Genomic DNA, 1,414 nt, shown 5'->3' with positions numbered 1-1,414 from the left:
CCGGTCGTGGTCTCAGAACCCACACAGTGAACGCGAACATCTACAGCACAAGCCCTCGGCCTATTAGTACCGGTCAACTCCACCCCTCACGAGGCTTCCATCTCCGGCCTATCAACCCGGTCGTCTCCCGGGAGCCTTACCCCCTCCAACGGGGTGGGAGCCCTCATCTCGAAGCAGGCTTCCCGCTTAGATGCTTTCAGCGGTTATCCCTCCCGAACGTAGCCAACCAGCCATGCCCTTGGCAGAACAACTGGCACACCAGAGGTTCGTCCGTCCCGGTCCTCTCGTACTAGGGACAGCCCTTCTCAAGACTCCTACGCGCACAGCGGATAGGGACCGAACTGTCTCACGACGTTCTAAACCCAGCTCGCGTACCGCTTTAATGGGCGAACAGCCCAACCCTTGGGACCGACTCCAGCCCCAGGATGCGACGAGCCGACATCGAGGTGCCAAACCATCCCGTCGATATGGACTCTTGGGGAAGATCAGCCTGTTATCCCCGGGGTACCTTTTATCCGTTGAGCGACGGCGCTTCCACCAGCCACCGCCGGATCACTAGTCCCGACTTTCGTCCCTGCTCGACCCGTCAGTCTCACAGTCAAGCTCCCTTGTGCACTTACACTCACCACCTGATGACCAACCAGGCTGAGGGAACCTTTGGGCGCCTCCGTTACCCTTTAGGAGGCAACCGCCCCAGTTAAACTACCCACCAGACACTGTCCCCGATCCGGATCACGGACCCGGGTTAGACATCCAGCACGACCAGAGTGGTATTTCAACAACGCCTCCACACACACTGGCGTGCATGCTTCACCGGCTCCCACCTATCCTACACAAGCCGAACCGAACACCAATATCAAGCTGTAGTAAAGGTCCCGGGGTCTTTCCGTCCTGCTGCGCGAAACGAGCATCTTTACTCGTAGTGCAATTTCACCGGGCCTATGGTTGAGACAGTCGAGAAGTCGTTACGCCATTCGTGCAGGTCGGAACTTACCCGACAAGGAATTTCGCTACCTTAGGATGGTTATAGTTACCACCGCCGTTTACTGGCGCTTAAGTTCTCAGCCTCGCCCACCCGAAAGTGAGCTAACCGGTCCCCTTAACGTTCCAGCACCGGGCAGGCGTCAGTCCGTATACCTCGCCTTACGGCTTCGCACGGACCTGTGTTTTTAGTAAACAGTCGCTTCTCGCTGGTCTCTGCGGCCACCCCCAGCTCACCGTGCAAGACGGATCACCAGGCATGGCCCCCCTTCTCCCGAAGTTACGGGGGCATTTTGCCGAGTTCCTTAACCATAGTTCACCCGAACGCCTCGGTATTCTCTACCAGACCACCTGAGTCGGTTTAGGGTACGGGCCGCCATGCAACTCGCTAGAGGCTTTTCTCGACAGCATAGGATCATCCACTTCACCATCA

At 57.6% G+C, this 1,414-nt stretch carries 1 rRNA gene; it reads right to left on the bottom strand.

Features of this window, described 5'->3' with window-relative positions:
* Positions 1-42 precede the first annotated feature (42 nt).
* Positions 43-1,414, bottom strand: a 23S ribosomal RNA gene (locus AC2CJA_RS26640); the annotation flags it as partial.

This window comes from Streptomyces sp. ATLC9 (assembly GCF_057196705.1).
This window is presented reverse-complemented; position numbering and strand designations above follow the sequence as displayed.